Below are 16,446 nucleotides of genomic sequence, written 5' to 3' on the forward strand. Positions count from 1 at the left end.
GAAAATAATAATGTTCATAAAAAAAAGACCCACTATCCCTTTAATTTCAGTCATTGCCGCTTTACTAAGCGCAGCTAATATCGCGCATTCAAAGCAATTAGAAGAAGTGATTGTTACTGCCCAAAAAACCTCGGCAAGTACGCAAGACACCCCCATTGCCATAACCGGCATGACCGCTGATTCACTTGAAAAATTTGGCTTTCAAAATGCCAATGACATTTCAGCCCAAGTTCCTAATATGCAGGTCAGCGGCCCCTACGGCGATGTTCAACCCATTTTTGCTATTCGCGGCGTCAGCATGTCTGACTACAGCTCAAATCAAGCCAGCCCGATTGGCGTTTACACCGACGAAATGTATATGGGTGCCACCTATACCCACGGCATGAACTTTTTTGACGTAGAACGCCTAGAAGTTCTACGTGGCCCGCAGGGTACCTTATACGGTAAAAACACCACTGGCGGTGCAGTGAACATTATTACTAACACGGCCAATGTTGGTGATGAATTTGGTTTTAATTTAAAGACAGGGGTCGGAAATTACGGTGCCACCACTGGCGAATTTGGCGTTGAAGACACCATCATAGACGATGTATTAGCGCTAAGACTGGGTTATTCATCGTCCCGCAATGATGGCTATGTTGAAAATGCACTGGGTGGCCCAAACCTTTCCCAGCTAGACTTTCAAGGTGCACGCCTTTCACTTGAATGGCTACCTAGTGACGCAACCACCGTTACATTTAAATACACCAACAGCGGCAATGATTCACGCGCCAATGCTTCACGCAACGAACCTCGCGGCAACCTCGACAATGACCCCATTACAGTAGCCGCATTAGAAACAGCTGGGGTGGGCGTTTACAACAATCCTGATAATGGCTATATCGATAACACCGGCTACTCCCGCCCGGCCAACAATCTTGACCGGCACGAAGTCCAAGACGACTACACCGGCGCCTTAATTGTCGATAATGAACAGGGTATTTTACGCATAGACCATATTACCGATAATTACACTTTCACCAGCACCACCAGTTATAGCGAAGCCGATTATAGCCAGAAACAAAATACCGACGGTGGCCCCGATGGTTTACTACACATTCGCTGGGCAGTAGAAACCGACGCCTTCAGTCAAGACTTTAGGGTTGCCGGCGATTTTGGTGGTCCCGTCAGTTTTATTGCCGGGCTTTACTACGCGACTGAATTCCAAGATATGCATAATATCTATGAAATTTATGAGACGGCTCCCGACCTTCGCGTTGCCGTCACCTTTCCTGGCGCTGCCGCGTTTTATCCCTTCTTATTAGACTTTGGTGGCGTCGACCAAAAAATGATTACTGACAAAACGAGCTATGCCGCCTATTCACAATTTCGCTTTGACGCCACGGATCAGCTCGGTTTTGATTTTGGCTTGCGCTACACCGTTGATGAAGTCGATCTTGAATATTTAAACGTATCCCGACTAAATTATGACGGCGACCCCATTGGCACTTGGGTGCCCGGCAATACCAGTGGTTCGGATGAGCCCTTTATCGCACCGAGTATTGGTGGCAGCGGCCCACTGGAACTCGCCCAGTTATTAGGTAACATTTTGAATGGCAGCGTAGGAGTAAGCGACCTCGTCCCATCTGGACAGCTTGTCGGCTATACCCACGGCCCTTACACCACAGATTCAGCAACCCAGCAGGCGGCCAAAGAACAAGAGATAACCGGGAAGTTAGGCGTAGATTACGCCGTGAACAGTGACCTGATGGTTTACGCCAGCTTCAGTAAAGGCTACCGCGCAGGCAATTTTAATGGCGGCGTATACTACGAAGAGCGTGATTTCGAAAATGCTTATGCAGAACCAGAATTCATCGACGCCTATGAGCTAGGTTTTAAATCTGACCTGCTCGACGGCTCGGCACGCCTTAATGCCGCCCTGTTTTATTATGACTACACCAATCAGCAGTTTATCAATGTCGTCGGTGTTTCTAATTTTCTAGAAAATGCAGGTGGCTCGACCATACTGGGCGCTGAGGCAGAATTTACTATGGCGCTCTCTGATCGGCTCATGCTCAACCTTGGTATAGGCTTGCTAAAAACAGAGTACACAGAGCTTGAGCTTTCGGACACCCGCACCTTAAACAACCCCGATGACACCGTTGACCTTTCTGGTAATGAACTGATTTCTGCACCACAAATCAGCGGCAACATCTCCTTAGACTACGATGTATTAAGATTAGAAAGTGGCGACCTCATCTTAAATGTCAACGCTAACTATCAAAGCAAACAGTGGTATAGCGCCTATAATGACGACGCGAGTTACGAACACATCAAGCAAGACCCCTACGCCCTTATTAATACCCGCCTAAGCTGGCACGTCAGTGACGACAGTTATTCACTGTCGCTATGGGCCAAGAACTTAATGGACGAAGAATACGATGGCTACGCCATTAATCTTCAGGCGGGTTTTGGCTTTGATTATTTTCAACAAGGACCACCAAGAACCTACGGGCTAGAATTTACCTACCGCTATCAATAATCAACATAGCGTAGGTTGAAATGTTTATAGCTCGGAAACGATGATGTCGAAACTGCCGAAGTCGACATCATCAAACAACGCCGTTGACGCGCGCCGACCAACCATCGCAACACTCACTAATGCAGGTGATTTTTATGAAAGACAAAGGCGAATTTCAAAGTGATGCACATCCCATGGACAAGTTTCCGGTTAGAAAACTTGAATTCAATTTTGACGACATCCAACTAAAAGATCCTTTGTGGAGTCAATCCAATCGTGACTTCTCTATGGTCATTAATGCACTAGGCGTTCACGTACCTCACTTTGAACGCTATCTGGTTAAAACCATGATAGAAGCCAAGTCAAAAGTGAGCGATGAAAAATTAAAAAAAGATATGTCTGCCATTACCGGACAGGAAGCGCATCACGCAAAAAACTTCCTTCACTACAACAAATGGTTGGCGAAACGTTATCCCAAAATTGCCACTTTAGAAAACAAGGCGCGAGACTTTTTTGTTTCGCACGGGAAGCAGGATTCACTTAAGCGGAAAGTAGGTTATACCGCTGGCTATGAAACTTTTACCTTTCTCGCCGGGCTTATTGTTTTAGAAAACTATGATCGCTGGATGAAACGCAGCGACCCCGTCATGAAAGCACTTTGGGTTTGGCACCAAGTTGAAGAAATTGAACACGGGGCAGTCGCCTTTGAAGTTTATAAAGATTTATACGGTGATGACGAGTGGTATCGAAAGTGGATGGTACTGGCCGCGCTGGTTCATATCGCAGGCGAAACACTAAAGTGCTACACAACCATGACCGTTGTAGAAGGCTATTGGCGAAATCCGTTTCGTGGCATTAAAAAAATGGGCTTTTGCGTGTATATGTTATGCCGCTTTTTATACAACGCCTTACCCGTATTCAAAAAAGACTACCACCCGCGTAATCATAAACTAGTAACCGGTAAAAAGAATGCGATTCAAATTGCCTGGCGCCGGTTTGAACATGAAGGCGGCGATGTGCTCTCTATCGACCATGACAAAATGGCCAGAATTATGGGTATAGCAAAACCTTCACACTAAACCTGCTTGATCAACATAGACTCAGTATTTAACAAGTAATCAGAACTCGAAAATTAATTAGGAAAAAGCAAGAATGAGTAATAGCATTGAATTTACATTTATCGATAGCAATGGAGATCCGCACACTGTCAGTGCCACCTCTGGCGAAACCTTAATGAGTATTGCAACGAATAACAATATCAGAGGGATCGACGGGGATTGTGGCGGCTGCTGTGCCTGTGGTACTTGCCGGATTCATCTAGATTCAACGCTGACACACATTTCTAGCCCAGAACAAGATGAACTCGATATTATTGAATTTGCCGGTGATGACTCAGGTACACAACGCCTAGGCTGCCAAATACAAATTGACGAGGCCTTCGCCGGTAAAACGATTAAGGTGGCACAATAGGCTTTATCTTTTAAGCTGCGTATTAACACGAAACTAGCCAACACTAAGTACTATCACGCTAGCAGTAGTAACGGCTGAACCCATCACATCCCACTAAGCTCATTCTGCCATTTTTTGGCGGAATTGCATTGGGGTAAGCCCAAACCAGCGCTTACAAGAACGATTAAACGTACTTTGTTCAGCGTAACCCAGTAAGCCTGTTATTTGGTTCAAGCGTAAATCGACTTGGGCCAAATAGCGCTCCGCTTGGCTGCGGCGTTCCTTATCTAATAATAGATCATAGCGTGTTGACTCTTCGGCTAATCGTCGCTGCAAGGTACGGGGGTGCATCGCTAAATGTTCGGAGATAGCATTGGCATTACACTGTCCCGTTGGCAGTAAGCGACGTATTAATTCTGCGACACGCTCGGATAACCTTGCCGCTCCGAGCATATATTGCGGCTCTAAATACTCAGCTACCAGATGACGGGTTTCGGCATCCGCAGAATCAATACTCTGAAGCGCAAGCTCTTCGGTCAACTCAAACCCACACCAGGACTGCTCAAAGTAGACGGGGCAAGAAAAAATTTCACGATATACCGACGACGCAGCTTGTTGCTTATGCGTGAATCGAACAGACGTAAATGTCGATTGATGGCCGGCCAATAAACGAAGTATGCCTAAACCATTTGCCAAGCTCAGCTCGTAAGACTGACACTGCTGGGGGCGAATAGCTTCTAGGATTTCGTACTGAAACCGAAGCACACCCTTAGTTTCAGCGGCTGCAGCTTTTAATTTCAACGCTGGGCTATGAAGGTAAAGAAATTGTGAAATCGCCCCTAGCGCCTCTAATACCGTACTGGCACTTCTGGCAATGACGGCAACCGGGCCAAGAATATCCAAGCCCTGCCATTTTGCTAATCGCAGCCCAAAGTCTGGGCAGTTAAGCTCACGCGCACTTGCTTCTAACAGAAGCCCAGCATTTCTATAAGCTAAAAAGGCATGATCATCTTCCGTTACATCAACGGGTATTTTGAACCGCGTCAATAACTTAGCGGGATCACCACCCAGCATTTCGACTAACTCATGGTAGCCCCGAAGGTTACTGGCCCTGATTAAACTTCCCATAAACCCACCACACTTGGCTTTCTATAATGCGAATACCAAACTATATTCACTTATTATTGTGTTTCACCACTGTCGGTTAATGATAACAAACTGTCGCAATTCGACAATATATTGGCTAGGTAAATACGTAAATTAAGCTCACTAAATAACAAAAATGATTCAATATACACAGCAGGGACCAGCAATATGAATAAGAGCAATCACTTTGATGTTTTAATTATTGGCGCGGGCCTATCAGGCATTGGCACAGCCTGCCACATTGCCGATGAATGCCCAAACAAAAGCTTGGCTATTATAGAGCGTCGCGAAACATTGGGTGGCACTTGGGATTTATTTCGTTACCCCGGCATACGTTCAGACTCCGACATGCTCAGCTTTGGCTATAAATTCCGTCCTTGGAACGAGCTAAATACCCTCGCCGACGGCAGCGCCATTCGCAATTACATCTCCGATACCGCAGAGGAGTATCGCGTTCGGGATAAAATCCATTTTGGACTCAAAGTGATCGCCGCAGACTGGTCAACGAATGACGGCCAATGGTTATTAACCACACAACACGAGGCCAGTGGCGAGACTCGTGAATACACCTGTTCTTATCTTATTAGCTGTACCGGCTACTACAATCACGACACGGCATTTCGCCCCGACTTCCCCGGTGAAGAACGATTTAAAGGTATAACCATACACCCACAACAATGGCCTGAAAATCTCGACTACAGCAACAAACGCGTTGTCGTCATTGGCAGCGGTGCAACAGCCGTAACCCTTATCCCAGCCATGGCTGATGAGACTGCCCACATCACTATGTTACAGCGCTCGCCATCTTATATTTTTTCCCTACCGGGTTACGACAAAATGACGGAGGTGCTCAGTAAATTAATGCCTAAAAATTGGGCTTATGGCATAGCACGCAAACGCAATATTTTCTTTCAACGCGCCCTATACCTCGCCTGTCGTCGCTGGCCAAAAGCGATGAAAAAAGTATTACTGTCACAAGTAAGAAAACACCTTGGCCCAGATATTGATATGCGCCATTTCACACCAAATTATATGCCCTGGGACGAACGCCTGTGCGCAGTTCCCGACGCCAATTTATTCAAGGTGTTACGTGAAGGTAAGGCAAGTATCGAGACCGACCACATTGAAACATTTACCGAAAAAGGCATTCTGCTAAAGTCGGGCAAAGAGCTTGAAGCTGATATCATCATTACCGCAACAGGTTTAAATTTGCAGATGCTCGGCGGCTTAAAGATGTCGGTAGATCAACAGCCACGACCACTAGAAGGGCAGCTGACATACAAGAGCATACTTGTCGAAAACATACCCAATATGGCTTGGATTTTTGGTTATGTAAATGCACCCTGGACTCTGAAATCAGAAATCTCCGGCAAGTATCTCTGCCGTCTTTTCAAATATATGGAACAGAATGACGTTAACGTGGTTGTTCCTCAAGACCGAGACAATTGCGCACTAGACGACGGCATCATGGATTCATTACAAGCCGGTTATGTGCAAAGAGGAAAATACAGCCTTCCACGTCAAGGTAGCAAACTTCCTTGGCAGGTATTAATGCATTATGGCCGCGATAAGAAAATGCTGCTAGATGAACCTATCAACAACAGTGCTTTGACATTTAGCAAAGCGACAAAGAACAGGGTAACAACAAAGGCCGCAGCTTGAATGCAAAAGTGGTAATAAGCAGATTAGGCTTAACGTTCAGATCAGCAGCTCGTTAAAGATTTTCTAACTTATTCAGTTGATTTAAGTCATTCTCACCGGCAACGCACCAGGCCGGCGGGAATGTAACAGAGAGCGCCCTAAATCTTACTTCGCGCATCCCTCGCAACCAAGTAATGCATCAATTCTATAATTCAAAGCAGCGGCACACCCCTTAACAATCAAGGCCATGCATTACTTTTTCATATTCCCTTACAGTGGCAATATTAAATCTAAAGCTAGGAAGTCTAAAGTTGGCCCACCATTAACCAACATATCTACGACTGGCAACAGTATTCCATCTACAGGTGAGCGACCATTCAAATTAGGGTTACCCAAAACAACGGGGACAGCAGCGGTCACAATCGTCAAGGCGCCATCCAATCCGCCCACAACAGGCAATCCACGACCATCTACTAGCGGCAAACTACCCAGTATTGACAAGTCACCAAGTAATGGCAGACCCTCTGAACCTAGGTTTAATAAATCGCCACCTAATAAGCCACCTACTACAGGGATTTCGCCCAAGGCACTACCTAGACCACCCAAAAGACCGCTCTCTTCACCACCTAGGTTAAGCACTCCAATGATAGGGAGTTCAGCGGAATTGACGGCACTTGCAGAACAAGAAATCAAACCAATCATGGCAAGTTTTTTAATGCTTTTAAGTTTCATAAATTACTCCAAATTTTATTATCTTAAAATGAAAAACAAATAAACAATCGCTTCGATGATAAAAAACCGACACCCCAAGTAGTGGCAGGGTGCCGGGAAAGGAAATCGTCAAGACCTTTTAAATATCATCCTATTCCACACGTTTTAAACAAATTATTTAGTAACGATAGCTCATCTCTAAACCATAAGTACGTGGCGAACCCTGTTGGTAGTAATCGAAACCAAAAGTCCCCTGAAGGTTAATCGCGTAACCGTCGTACTCTGTTTCCATTAAGTTTTTACCCCATAACGCTACCGTATAGCTACCATCATTGCTGTACCAAGACAGACGCCCGTTCACAAGTGCGTAGGCATCTTGGCGGATGTTTTCGTAACCATTTTTATCGTTATAGGCGCTGAACCACTGCTCACTTTGGTAGTTACCATTGAGGTTCATACTCATGTAACCGGTATCAGTGGCAAACAACTCGTAGTCGATAGACATGTTCATGCTGATCTGAGGCGCAGAGATAAGCTCATTGCCCGCTAGATCGACAAAGTCGTCATCGTTATTAATAGTTTCCACATTGGCTAACACGAGTTCGGTGTACTCAGATTTCAGCAGCCCTATGCCAACCTGAATAGTCAGCGCTTCAGTCACAGCAAATGCCATTTCTGATTCAAGACCATAAATTGTCGAGCCGCCCGCATTTTCAAGGAAATTCGAGACCCCAACAACGTTGATGAATTGCTGATTGGTGTAATCATAATAGAACGCAGCAGCGTTGATTCGCACACGCTGGTCAAACAAATCTGACTTCATACCGACTTCATAAGCATCAATATACTCTGGTGCGGCATAGGCATCATCAAATTCACGCTCCTCATAATAAACACCCGCATTAAAGCTACCTGCACGGAAGCCACGGCTAAATGCACCGTATACCATCAGGTCATCACTGAAGCGGTAATCTAAGCCAATCTTACCCGTCCACTCGCGCTCATTCGCTTCCTGCGGCTCGACTGAATCTTGAGTATATGCCCCATGGGTGTAACCCGTTTGAGTCGTTAACAGAATATCATCCAAACCAATGCGGCCACTCAATAAACCATTAAGCAATTCGCCAAGCTCTAATGGACTTTGTCCGGCAACGTTGACGGGAACAAAGATATTATCTACACCCGTGGTATTGCCAGGTGTATAGGTTCCTCTTGGGCTACCGTCATATCCCACTCTCGACGCGTTTAAGTAAGTGAGTTTCACGCGGTCATGGGTGTAGCGAATACCTATATCCATTCCCAAGCGGGCAGAGATGTTCCATCTAAGCTGGGAGTAAGCTGCGTAACTGGTTTTCTCAGTATCCATCTTATGATCTACAGAACCGAAGTCCAGCAAATACGGATAATAGCCGGTCAATTGAGGATAGGTGGCCGCTACACGAGTGTCTGGCGGAGTTTCGTATATGCTATACACATTGTGCAGCTGCATATCTTCCGTTGCGTAATACGCACCAGCAATAAGGTCGAAATCATCCGCAAAGGTTGTAGAAAAACGGAAGTCTTGACTAAAGGCTTGGGTATCAACACCCCAATTAATATGCAGTAAGCTGTCTGGACCACCGTCAACATCTTGAAGCTGGCTGTAAGACGAATCGGCAAATGACGTGATTGCCGTTAAGGTATACGCATCATCAATATACTCAATTTTGTTCACTAACATATCTGATTCTACAATCAGCTCACCGGTACCGTTATCCTGTACTTCAAAGCGGCCTAAGTTTTGCGCAGGGCGTGAATAGCCGGTGTTATCAATAAACCCATTATTAGGGTGACTGCTTGTACCTACACCTGTTGCACTTAGAGCCGTCACTAACCCTGGGTTTTTGGACAAATCGCCGCGTGGTTCACTACGAGCTGGGCTAGCGAGTGAATCATTGCGACCCGTGGTGTACTTCAACACCATATTGGTTTTGTCACTTAAGTTAAAATTCAACACCAAGCGCGCTGCCTGAAAATCTTGCTGAGACAGATCTGGGCCGCCTAGCTGATTTTCATAAAAGCCGTCACGACGAGAATACGAATAGAACAAACGCGCCGCCATAACATCTTCAATTACCGTGCCCTGTACACCGTAATCACCTGTGTGACCATTATAATTTCTTAACCCCTGCTTCAAACTAAAAGTAAAATCATCACCAATCATCGGGGTTTTAGTTACAATATTAATGGCACCACCGGTGGTATTTTTACCGTATAGAGTGCCTTGCGGTCCACGCAAAACCTCAAGCCGCTCAACATCAAAAAAGCTCATACCGTGGGTGTAAACCGCACCCATATAAGCTTCATCTGCATACACACCAATGGGGCTAGCCTGATTCGAACTGTAATCAGACATGCTCACACCACGGATAGCAAAGATGGGCTGCACTTCACCGTAGGGACCGCTTACCTGCATATTAGGTACTTGGGCGACAATATCATTAGCATTAGAAAAGCCGAATTTTTCTAAGGCGCCTTCTGACATCCCGGTTATCGCAATAGGCGTGTCCTGCGTACTCGCTGACACTTTTTGCGCAGTAACAATCACCTCTTCCAATTGTTGTGAATTAGCAGCGACGGAGACTGCCAGAAAGGGTAATGCACGCAGCATCACCGACAACTTTTTCTTTTTAACTACCATAAGCCCGGGCCCGTTTTTATATGATTAAAATTATAGATAATTTTTATATGATTAAAATTATCAGTATGTATGCGTTGGCAACCTCCTACTATAAATCTCCAACTGGTTTCACAAGATTATTTGTATCCAAATACACAAATTTATCTTTATTAGATTCATATTCTTTTACCTATTTTCCACTCAATTCTGGGCCAGCAACACCCAAGAGTTTATGATAAGGTGTTAATGTGTGATAAAGCTTTTTTCCAACACCAAATATCATCGATCAAAAACCAGCAGCATACGCTAAATTAAACTCCTCACTGCGCTCTAGTTCAAACTTTGAAAAGTCTGTCGATAATTCTGTGCTTCTTGGCCAATATATTTTTATTTTCTGAGTCAAAATTTAATCGTCAATTTTTTTACTTTATCTTTCACATTTTGCGAATCAAATACAGCTCAAGAAACGGCATAGCAAGCGCCTTATTAATTCTGGTCATACGGTATTCGTTATTGTCATCACAAACGCTAAACTTAACGTTGTATTTGCAATACATTACCGCCACTTAAACTACTGGTTATTACCCAATTTTGTTTATAGCTCGCCCATCATATCTGATGGAAATTAGCTCACACCAGCAAGACAAGCTATGCCTCTGCCAGCAATGACAAGACCGCCTCTGCGATATCGTCACCATTACTTTCTTCAACAAAATGGCCGGACTCTGGAAATTTTAGGGTCCGCTCTTTCATACTTGGTAGCGCCTGCTGCCATTGCATAATCACTTCATCTTTACCGCAGGCATCCCACTGCCCAAACACACCGCAGGCTGAAATATTACGACCATCCACACCCCAGTGCTTCACTATTTCGGTTTGGATAAATTGACAAAAATCATGGTTATCCTGGCGACCATGTTTTTTATCTTGGTAGCTATAGCCGTGCCCCCACACTTCGGCATTCTGTACATTCCGCTTGGAGCTTTTCGCATTCGCTACGCTGCGTAAACTTTCTGACCAAACGTAATCAGGGCTGCCTTTAGGAATAGCGCCAAGACCAAACTGCGCTGTTTTTGTGAGTACACCAGCCACAAATTTAAAATTACTTTGCGGCTTAGCATGAGAAACGACATAACCCGCAACACCGCCCCACAATCTATTTGGCACCAACTTTGGCACTCTGCACCACGGCAGCCACGTTATAGGGAAGTTTTTATAGGTCAGCCCCTCTTCCGGCATAGGAAAAACTGTAGTGTTAAGCACCACTAAGTTTTTCACCCGCCAATGATCTTGGAGCAACGCCCCTATTCCGATTGGACCACCCCAATCGTGCACAAGTAATGTCACATCTTCTAACTGCAGCTCTCTCACTAGTTGAATCAGGTTCGCAGCATGGTGCATATCAATCATTTCAAAATCAGCTTGGTCTGAAAGCCCAAAACCAATATGATCCATTGCAATAATCCGCAGGTTTATATCCGCACCCGTCAGATAGTCTCGTATATGGCGATAGGTATATGAGCTTTCCGGGTTACCATGCACCATCAAAAGGGTCGCAGCTGGCTCGCCATCACCAATAGTAAAATCGTAGTAAAACATCGTTTTACCCGCATCATAGCCATCCTTGAGCACATACCAATGCTCACAGCCCGTGGGCGAATAATCCTTTGGCGGATTTTTAAGTGGCGTATTTGTGCTGATCAACATTTTTATTATCTTGATTAGACTAACATGTTGACACATCCTACATTGCATTTTCCCTTAAGCGCAGGGTACTATTCGCCAACAGAGTGTCATTTTCCGCCACATAGGCGCTTTTTGCATGCAAATTGTTTCGAATGTTATCGCCCGACTTATTGTTCGCGAGTTAAATTTAACCGCGGAGAGCTGGCCGCAACTTACAAAAAACACCCGCCAAACTAGCAACAGTATTCACCAGCAGAATTACATGCCGCTGAGTCAATTTAATACCCTGCTTAACAATGCACTGGACATTAGTGGCGACTTAGCGCTTGGTTTAAAATTTGGTCGCCACGCGGATGCGCTAGCGGTAGGCGAAGCTGGCGCCATCTCACTTTCGGCTCCGAATCTACACCAATGCCTGCGCTCACTCATGGCATTCAGCCGCCTGACAAGTGACTACATGCTGTATGAAACAGTAGTTGGTGACGCCTTGAAAATCAGATGCCGCGAGCAGATTTACCTCGAGCCCGCGATCAGACGCATCCAACACGAAGTTTTTGTCCTTATTATTCAAAATACCGTCGAGCTTATTATTGGGCGCCCTTTTGTTGAAGGAAGCTATCTTTTTGCATACGACAAGCCTGACTATTTTGATCAATATGCCGAGCACTTCAACTCACCCTGTTTTTTTAACCAAGCCCTTAGTGGGGTTAACGTGCCTCACCATCTTGGCGATTCACCGTCTCCCTTTTATGATCTAAACCAATGGGAAACGGGACGTAATCAATTCATTAAACTTACCCAAGAATTCAATGCTGCCGACCAGAAACTTTATAGCCACCACGTTCTTACCATACTTCGTTCGCACACATTACCCATGCCCACTTTTAGCAGTGTTGCCCAAACCCTAACGCTATCTGAGCGAACATTAAGTCGCCGCCTCGCAGAAGAAGACACCACTTTCCGCAAGTTACTCAATACCGTTACCAACGAGTGGGCCAACCACTATCTGAGCGAAACCAAATACAGTATTGACGCAATAGCGGCGCAACTGGGTTACCAAGATGCGGCAAACTTTAGGCGCGCTTATAGGCAACTTAATAATTGCACCCCAAACGCCTATCGAACCCAATACACAGATTCTGACAATTCTCTTTAACTACAATACCAAGCTCTTTAATCAGCGTTTGTTAGCCTAAAGTTTGTATACCTAGCTAAACCGACATTAAATTAAGCGAAGCTGTCGAGCAATATTAACCGCTGACGTGCGATTGCTGGCGTGCAACTTTCCATAGAGATTTTTCAAATGCCAAGCAATGGTATTCTCGCTGAGTGACATCGCCTCAGCGATTTCCCGATTCTTTAGGCCCTCACCCAAATACTGAAGCAAGGTGGTATCTTTACCACTCAGCGCTTCAATTGCGCCTTTACCCCCCACTTGCTCCAAAACATCGCGCTCTGGCACATCAAAATGTTGTTTTAAACGCGATATATAGCTCTGATCGCCAGACCAAGGAACTGACGCCTTTTCTGAATCCCAGTTCTTAAGAGCTTTTCTGAGCAACACCACTACCTTGTTGCTTAAGCCGCACAAACTACTTAGTAGCAAGCCGCTTGATGCCAAGGCAATAGCCTGTGTTGCTTTTCGGAGGGCGGTTTTGTGTTTTCCACATTGATCATACGTCACCGCCTCTAGCAGAGTAATTTTGATAAGCTCTGATTTTCGATTTGCCCGTGTCGCCTGCTCCGCCAACACAGACAAAACATGCAATGACGCACTGACATCAATACTACCCACACTCTGCTCTAGCAAGGTTGCACTCACCCCGCGACAATATTCAATGTCAGACCACACCGCCGCCGCATTCCCTCGCAAAGCTCTCCGCTCAGCCAAGCTGTCTAACTCTGCGACCAAAGACTTGGCCTCATCAGTTTTATTTTGCTTGAGCAAAACCACCACTCGCTCTCCCAACATATTCGCCACAACTCGGTCGTAGCCCTCCCGGCAACCGTAAGATTCACCTTGCGCTAAAATATCGAGGGCAGTTTCATTTTGGCCCTCGTCGGCGGCGATCCGCGCTGACGTCAGATAGGCCGCAATAATTGGCTCTACTGTTACTGAGTCTTTTCCTAATACCTCTTGCAGCGGCAAGTATCGCTTAGCGTTACTAACATCGCCCCACTCGTAATATATTTCAGACAGCAAGGCATCAGATACAGAAAACCGTAACAAGGGGTCGCCAATGATATCGGCGGCAATAATAATTGATTTTTCATATTCTGCCTTCGCTTGCTGTAAGCGGCCGTCTAGACGATAAGCCATGCCGCGAAATATGTGTCGATATACCAGTGCCAGCAAATTTGTTTGATCGCCACCAGACTCTAGCTTTACCGCAAGACGATGCGCCTGATCGTGATGTCCGGTGTTAAATAACGCATACACTAAGCCAGCTGCCTGTACATTTTTAAAAATATTTGAAGCGTCTATTTCTAAATGGTTGTAACGCTCGCAAAGCACTTCTAACTCATCATAACGGCCACGACACATCATAATCACACAATTAAGCGCATCTAATTCCAGGGCAACATCATGCGCTTCCGTTTCATGTAGTGACGCCAACCCCGCCTCATCAATCTCAGAAAGATAATGTACCGCTTTCTCTCTAGCACCCTGCAAGGCGTAACACCAGCTCAAGATCAAAAGCAATTTAGGCCGCGTTTTCACCAAGTCACTCGGCAGCGACTCTATCCACCCCGCCGCTGCGCGCAATTGATTATGGGTCATAATTTCTATGCGGAAGCGCTCTACAACACTAACAACTCGATGCCAATCTTTAATCGCCAGAGCATGAAATACCGCCTCCTGATAATTACCCACATTAAAGCACCACTCAAATACCTGCTGATGAATACTTACTATGCGGCTTTGCGGTAATTCCTGAGAACGAGTTAAAAGATACTGATGAAAGAGGTTGTGAAGTCGGTAGCTGTGATCAACCTCCATCGTAAATAAAAACAAATTGTCATTGCGTAATAATGTCAGTGTCTCTTGGCAAGCTGGGTCAAAGAAATCACCCAACGGTTCAGTAATCGTATTTAACTGTGCCAGCTCGAATAAACTTTTACGCTGCGCTGCATTCAAGCCTGCCATTACTTGCTCGTCGAAATATCGATAACACGGAGTCAGGTATTTTTCCTGCATAAAAATTTCTGGCGCAAAAGAACTATCGCCATCGAAATACTCACCAATTAGATTTAACGCGATTGGCCACGCATCAATTTGTGACAGCAAGGCATTAACTTGATCGCCAGCTAGCTCAACGCCAAAGCGCTGACTTAATATCGCCGATGCCTCCAAAACACTTAAACGAAATGCCTCTTGGGGAATATGGCAAAGCTGACCCAGTGGGAGTAAAAATTCAAATCGTGCAGGCAAACTAGCCCGGCTAGCAACAACAAATTTAATTCGCTGATGGCTACTCTCAATAATATCGGCAATAAGCTCTAAACCATCTGTAGTGGATAACTGATGGACATTATCAAAGAACAACACCACATCACTATCCGCAGTATGTAATTCATTAATGAGCATCGCCGTCACGATGTTAACGTCAACACCATCAATGGACTGTATCAACGCTTCCGTTACAGAGCCGACACCACTCACGGTTCGCTGCAACGCTTGCGAAATAAGCCGCAGCAGCACCAGAGGCTCACGATGCTCTGGAGAAAATGCACACCAAGCTGACTTCCGCTGCTGGGAGACCAGTTCATATGCCTGCGTCATCACACAGGATTTTCCGTAACCAGGCGCGGACTCCAAATAAGTCAGTTTTTTACCCGACTCCAGTATGGCATTGAGCACGTCTTGCCCGCACTCTCGCGTAACTAGCTGAGACACGTCCAACAATGGCTTGAAATGCGAAAGCCGCGCTACTGAAAACTGCATGAAAAATACCTGTTAGAATTATTATTGCCACCATATGCACCCATGGCTAGCCACCAGAAACACCGAGTATACAAACCCATCAGCAGCGTACCATTGAAAGCTTTAGGTGGAAGCTAACCCGAGTGCAGCCACTAAACAACCACTATTTATGGTGGTGGGTATACATACCAGAAATAGTGGATGCCTTATTAAGCTGAGGCGCTACTAAACCTTCAGATACGTTAAATCAAACTAACAGCAACAGCGATGTTTGTGGATTGAACATAAATGAGCAGTAAATCGTCACCAACATCACCTAGTCTTTGCCGCCAATAAACGCCTCTCAATTCATTCGATATACTGACCGCACTGCCATCCAATTTGTGCACAATTTCACGCCGATTTTTAAACGCATCAATTTCTTGTGGTAACACATCGCATCAATTTTGGTGGTGCACTAACCCTTACACGATTTTATTGTTCGCCTAGAATTTTAAAAATAGCGAGCAGCCCATGTCTCAACCATTAACCGCAAGCGCGGGGTTGCCCAAAGCGATATAGAAAGCGCTCAACTGCAGAACAATGACTTTGCGCCACTCCCCACTGACGAAGTGATTGTCGTGACCCATGGTGTTGGCATTTGCCAGACGGATGTTGTCGGCAAAGTCGACGCCACCCCCTTCTTCCAGTACGCCCTAGCTTCATTGCGGTGGTAGAGAACCACCACCA

The 16,446-nt window shown here is 45.5% G+C and carries 11 protein-coding genes; 5 read left to right on the plus strand and 6 right to left on the minus strand.

Going from position 1 to position 16,446, the window contains the following annotated elements:
- Positions 1–10 precede the first annotated feature (10 nt).
- The 3 genes from AELLOGFF_RS16335 (at position 11) to AELLOGFF_RS16345 (ending at position 3,970) form a co-directional block, all read left to right on the plus strand.
- A complete protein-coding gene (locus AELLOGFF_RS16335; protein ID WP_159270061.1) occupies positions 11–2,521 on the plus strand; it encodes a TonB-dependent receptor in 2,511 nt (836 codons plus the stop codon).
- A 134-nt stretch (positions 2,522–2,655) separates the two neighbouring features.
- On the plus strand, positions 2,656–3,579 hold the full coding sequence (locus tag AELLOGFF_RS16340; RefSeq protein WP_159270062.1) for a metal-dependent hydrolase: 924 nt from the start codon (positions 2,656–2,658) through the stop codon (positions 3,577–3,579).
- Positions 3,580–3,652: 73 nt separating this feature from the next.
- Complete coding sequence (locus AELLOGFF_RS16345; RefSeq protein WP_159270063.1) at positions 3,653–3,970, plus strand: 2Fe-2S iron-sulfur cluster-binding protein; 318 nt, start codon at positions 3,653–3,655, stop codon at positions 3,968–3,970.
- A gap of 99 nt (positions 3,971–4,069) precedes the next feature.
- Here AELLOGFF_RS16345 and AELLOGFF_RS16350 read toward each other — a convergent pair whose 3' ends face one another.
- Positions 4,070–5,077: an AraC family transcriptional regulator gene (locus AELLOGFF_RS16350; RefSeq protein ID WP_159270064.1), complete on the minus strand. Its 1,008-nt coding sequence runs from the start codon at positions 5,075–5,077 to the stop codon at positions 4,070–4,072.
- 186 nt (positions 5,078–5,263) lie between these two features.
- Here AELLOGFF_RS16350 and AELLOGFF_RS16355 point away from each other — a divergent pair, with 186 nt between their 5' ends.
- Positions 5,264–6,757: a flavin-containing monooxygenase gene (locus AELLOGFF_RS16355; RefSeq protein ID WP_159270065.1), complete on the plus strand. Its 1,494-nt coding sequence runs from the start codon at positions 5,264–5,266 to the stop codon at positions 6,755–6,757.
- A gap of 249 nt (positions 6,758–7,006) precedes the next feature.
- On the opposite strand, the gene AELLOGFF_RS16360 is transcribed toward AELLOGFF_RS16355, so the two are convergent.
- The 3 genes from AELLOGFF_RS16360 to AELLOGFF_RS16370 all read right to left on the minus strand — a co-directional run bounded on the left by AELLOGFF_RS16360 (position 7,007) and on the right by AELLOGFF_RS16370 (position 11,813).
- Positions 7,007–7,468, minus strand: coding sequence for a hypothetical protein (locus AELLOGFF_RS16360; RefSeq protein ID WP_159270066.1), 462 nt, complete (start codon positions 7,466–7,468; stop codon positions 7,007–7,009).
- 157 nt (positions 7,469–7,625) lie between these two features.
- Positions 7,626–10,127 carry a TonB-dependent receptor gene (locus tag AELLOGFF_RS16365; protein WP_235035757.1) on the minus strand — a complete coding sequence of 834 codons (2,502 nt, stop codon included), beginning with the start codon at positions 10,125–10,127 and terminating at the stop codon, positions 7,626–7,628.
- A gap of 627 nt (positions 10,128–10,754) precedes the next feature.
- Positions 10,755–11,813 carry an alpha/beta fold hydrolase gene (locus AELLOGFF_RS16370; RefSeq protein ID WP_159270067.1) on the minus strand — a complete coding sequence of 353 codons (1,059 nt, stop codon included), beginning with the start codon at positions 11,811–11,813 and terminating at the stop codon, positions 10,755–10,757.
- 115 nt (positions 11,814–11,928) lie between these two features.
- Between AELLOGFF_RS16370 and AELLOGFF_RS16375 the strand changes: the two genes are divergently transcribed.
- A complete protein-coding gene (locus tag AELLOGFF_RS16375; protein ID WP_159270068.1) occupies positions 11,929–12,948 on the plus strand; it encodes a helix-turn-helix domain-containing protein in 1,020 nt (339 codons plus the stop codon).
- A 66-nt stretch (positions 12,949–13,014) separates the two neighbouring features.
- Here AELLOGFF_RS16375 and AELLOGFF_RS16380 read toward each other — a convergent pair whose 3' ends face one another.
- On the minus strand, positions 13,015–15,738 hold the full coding sequence (locus tag AELLOGFF_RS16380; RefSeq protein ID WP_159270069.1) for a LuxR C-terminal-related transcriptional regulator: 2,724 nt from the start codon (positions 15,736–15,738) through the stop codon (positions 13,015–13,017).
- 221 nt (positions 15,739–15,959) lie between these two features.
- Positions 15,960–16,151 (minus strand): hypothetical protein, encoded by a 192-nt coding sequence (locus tag AELLOGFF_RS16385; RefSeq protein WP_159270070.1) that lies wholly within the window; start codon positions 16,149–16,151, stop codon positions 15,960–15,962.
- Between the last annotated feature and the right edge of the window lie 295 nt (positions 16,152–16,446).

Source organism: Zhongshania aliphaticivorans (genome assembly GCF_902705875.1).
Classification (GTDB): domain Bacteria; phylum Pseudomonadota; class Gammaproteobacteria; order Pseudomonadales; family Spongiibacteraceae; genus Spongiibacter; species Spongiibacter aliphaticivorans_A.